Origin of the sequence: uncultured Sphingorhabdus sp. (genome assembly GCF_937872355.1) — a bacterium.
Taxonomy (GTDB): domain Bacteria; phylum Pseudomonadota; class Alphaproteobacteria; order Sphingomonadales; family Sphingomonadaceae; genus Sphingorhabdus_B.
The window spans coordinates 1-3,631 of the sequence record NZ_CALMSV010000089.1 but is presented as its reverse complement, the minus strand read 5'-3'; the positions used below and the strand labels follow the sequence as shown (position 1 = coordinate 3,631).

At 58.6% G+C, this 3,631-nt stretch carries 5 protein-coding genes; all 5 read left to right on the top strand.

Going from position 1 to position 3,631, the window contains the following annotated elements; translation table 11 throughout:
- Window positions 1-64: 64 nt before the first annotated feature.
- A complete protein-coding gene (locus Q0239_RS05065) occupies window positions 65-316 on the top strand; it encodes a hypothetical protein (RefSeq protein ID WP_298599365.1) in 252 nt (83 codons plus the stop codon).
- A gap of 87 nt (window positions 317-403) precedes the next feature.
- Entirely contained in the window at window positions 404-964 is a 561-nt protein-coding gene (locus Q0239_RS05060) for a pyridoxamine 5'-phosphate oxidase family protein (protein WP_298599362.1), read from the top strand.
- Window positions 965-966: 2 nt separating this feature from the next.
- Complete coding sequence (locus tag Q0239_RS05055) at window positions 967-1,668, top strand: endonuclease/exonuclease/phosphatase family protein (RefSeq protein WP_298599359.1); 702 nt, start codon at window positions 967-969, stop codon at window positions 1,666-1,668.
- Window positions 1,669-1,808: 140 nt separating this feature from the next.
- The gene (locus Q0239_RS05050) at window positions 1,809-2,147 is read left to right on the top strand and encodes a P-II family nitrogen regulator (protein WP_298599356.1); all 339 of its coding nucleotides are present in this window, start codon (window positions 1,809-1,811) and stop codon (window positions 2,145-2,147) included.
- Window positions 2,148-2,181: 34 nt separating this feature from the next.
- The coding region (locus Q0239_RS05045) for an ammonium transporter (RefSeq protein WP_298599353.1) at window positions 2,182-3,631 on the top strand (1,450 nt) is incomplete at its 3' end.

Below are 3,631 nucleotides of genomic sequence, written 5' to 3'. Positions count from 1 at the left end.
GGGGCGTCCTCCACGGCCGTGTAGCTAATTGGCGGCGGAAGCAAACGAGGCTGCGGGGGTGAGGATGGTGGCCGGCACAAAGCCTTGGGGCCCGAAAGAAATTTTTGCTTCCCCGCCAAAGCCCGCCGATCCGAAAGCCGTCTGGAACATCGAATGGACCGCCAAGGCCCGCTTCCGCGCCTTTTCAAGTTTTATGACCGGTATGGGCAATAGCGGCATGGGGGGCATGGGCGAAGGCGGAACCGCGCCTGCGCCGAAGAAAAAGAAGCCGTGTAAGGGCCCGCTCGGGATTCCCATCCCCGGAACAGAGTGCTGATCAGTAAAGCTCCCCTCCCGCCTGAGGGAGGGAAACTAGCTTTCATTATTGCTAGACCCATCGCCACAGCTTTGGCACTAACAGCTCATGTCCGAATTTTTCGACGCCCTGAATGACAAGCATGTCGAGATGATCGGCAAGCAGCCGGTGTTTTTCGTTGCCACTGCCGCGGCAGATGGTCGTATCAACCTTTCTCCCAAAGGCTATGATAGCTTTCGCGTCTTGTCGCCAAGCCAAGTCGGCTATCTCGACCTAGGCGGCTCGGGAAATGAAACGCATGCACATTTGTCGGTCGACGGCCGCATCACCTTCATGTTCTGCAATTTCGAACAGCCTGCGCTGATCCTGCGCATATATGGGCGTGGCCGACCGGTCTTGCCGCAGGACGCCGAATGGGAAGAGTCGGCTGCCCATTTCGAAATCCTCCCCGGAACGCGGCAAATTATAATAGCAGGCGTCGAAGGCGTACAGACCAGTTGCGGCTGGGGTGTGCCCTTCATGGCCTTTGATCGAGAACGCGAAACGCTGAAGAAAGCGCATGCAGCTATGGATGCGGATGCCTGGATCGCGCGAGCACAGGGGCGAACGCGGAGCATCGATGGAATAGCGACCCGACCTACTGACCGCTATTTCGGGCCAGCCGACTGACCGTGCCGTCCATCAAGGTCGCAACCTACAATATCCGCAAATGCGTCGGCACTGATCGCCGTCGCAATCCGGAACGGATTTTGGAGGTGCTGGGTGAAATCGATGCTGACATCGTCGCCCTGCAGGAGGCCGATCGACGTTTCGGAAACCGGCTGAGCGCGATCCCCCATCATTTGCTGCTCGAACAAGGCATCTATCAACCAGTCGAAATCGGCGGGCGGCCGCAAAGCATCGGCTGGCATGGCAATGCCTTGCTGGTGAAACGGGGAATCGAGGTCGGGCACAGCGAGATTGTCACATTACCTACTCTCGAACCGCGCGGCGCCGTGCTCGCCGATCTGAACATCGACGGCCATCCGCTACGCGTTATCGGCACGCATCTTGACCTGTCGGGGCTCTGGCGGCGGCGGCAAATCCGCGCACTTCTGGCCCGGCTCGACGGCGCGTCTCACCATCTGCCAACGGTGCTGATGGGCGATTTCAATCAATGGTCGGATCGCGGCGCGCTTTCGGAATTCGCGTTCCATCATCACCGGCTGGTCAAAACGCCGCCAAGTTTTCACAGCAACCGCCCCGTGGCACGGCTTGATCGCATCATCGTCAGCCATGATATCGTGGTTGAGGGCAGCGGCGCGCATATCTCAGACCTGTCGAAACGGGCATCCGACCATCTGCCCTTATGGGCGACACTCAAAAATGCCTAATATTTATACAGCATTTTATTGCTGATTATTTTTTAGGCATTATTTCGAAGCCCCGAGTCTGCAACCCGCGGAATCCAAGGCTTTCTAATTCTGGCACGCCCTTTGCATTGTGCATTGCACAACCACAAAAGGGGGCGTGCATGAAATATATCATTGCCATCATCAAGCCGCACAAGCTGGACGAGGTGCGCGAAGCACTCGCAGGATTGGGCGTGTCGGGCATGACCGTGACGGAAGTAAAAGGCTTTGGCCGCCAGAAAGGGCAGACTGAAGTTTATCGCGGCGCGGAATACACCACCAATATGGTGCCCAAGATCAAGATTGAGGTCGCCTGCACCAGCGAGAGCGCAGGTGCGGTCGTAGAGGCAATCCAGGCTGCAGCAGCCACCGGATCAATCGGCGACGGCAAGATCTTCGAAATTGAACTCTCCGCGGCAACGCGCATCCGCACCGGCGAAGCCGGCGATGCGGCGCTGTAACCAGAAAATCCGGACTAACCAGGGAAGAAAGCACATGCTTAAACATATGAAATGGGTTGGCGCGACGGGAGCGGCGATATTCGCCGCGCTCCCCGCTTTCGCGCAGGAGGCAGCCGAAGCGGCTGCTGAGGGTGCCGCCGCCGCAACGGCTGCGGTTGCAGATGGCCCGATCAAGGCCCCCACTGTCGAACAGATGGCGGGGATGGTCGACAAGGGCGACACCACCTGGATGCTGATCAGCTCCGCACTTGTGCTGCTGATGTCGATCCCGGCGCTCGCGCTCTTCTATGGCGGCCTCGTTCGCACCAAGAATATGCTCAGCCTGCTGATGCAGGTGTTCATGATCGTTTCGGTCGCGGCGCTTGTCTGGGTCAGCTATGGCTACAGCCTAGCCTTCACTAGCGGCGGGCCTTTCATCGGCGGTTTCTCCAAGGCATTCCTCGCAGGCGTCGATGCGACCACACTCGCAGCGACCTTCAGCAACAATGTCTACATTCCGGAATATGCCTTTGTCGTGTTCCAGATGACCTTTGCTTGCATCACCCCGGCGCTGATCGTCGGAGCCTTTGCGGAGCGTATCAAGTTCACGCCGTTGATCATTTTCACGGTTTTGTGGCTGACCCTCGCCTATTTCCCCATCGCACACATGGTATGGTACTGGGCTGGCCCGGACTTCCTACCCGATGCGCCGACCGATTTCGGTTACCTGTGGGGCATGGGTGCACTGGATTTCGCAGGCGGCACCGTTGTCCACATCAATGCCGGTATCGCTGGCCTTGTCGGCTGCCTCATCATCGGCAAGCGCGTCGGCTATGGCAAGGAAGCCACGCCTCCGCACAGTCTGACCATGACCATGATTGGCGCTTCGCTGCTGTGGGTGGGCTGGTTCGGTTTCAACGCCGGTTCCAACCTTGAAGCCAATGGCCTTGCTGCCCTCGCCTTCATCAACACCTTCGTCGCCACCGCTGCAGCAGCTGTTGCATGGTGCATTATTGAACAGTTCCACCACGGCAAGCCATCGCTGCTTGGTGCGGTTACTGGCGCGGTTGCTGGTCTGGTAGCCATCACTCCTGCCAGCGGTTTCGCAGCCCCAATGACCTCAATCGTGCTTGGTTTCGCGGCATCGGCTGTCTGCTACCTGTTCGTTGCAATCGTGAAGAACAAGCTGAAATATGACGACACGCTCGACGTCTTCGGTGTGCACGGTATCGGTGGCATCGTTGGCGCCATCGCCACCGGTATCGTCGCCGACCCGGTGCTCGGTGGCCAGGGCTTCTTCGACTACACGGTATTTCCGGCAGTCCCCGGCACTTACGACATGGCCGCCCAGGTGATCACGCAGATCAAGGCGGTCGGCGTAACGGTAATCTGGACCGGTATCGTCTCGGCGGTTCTCTTTTTCCGCCCCAAAATCACTTTTGGGCTTCGCCCCCGGGGAAAAACCGAAACCGGAGGGCTCGACCCCTCCCAACATTGCGAAAGCG

Excerpts from the sequence above, each read along its gene's own strand:
- Q0239_RS05065 (WP_298599365.1), top strand. The coding sequence starts at position 65 with ATGGTGGCCGGCACAAAGCCTTGGGGCCCGAAAGAAATTTTTGCTTCC.
- Q0239_RS05060 (WP_298599362.1), top strand. The coding sequence starts at position 404 with ATGTCCGAATTTTTCGACGCCCTGAATGACAAGCATGTCGAGATGATC.
- Q0239_RS05050 (WP_298599356.1), top strand. The coding sequence starts at position 1,809 with ATGAAATATATCATTGCCATCATCAAGCCGCACAAGCTGGACGAGGTG.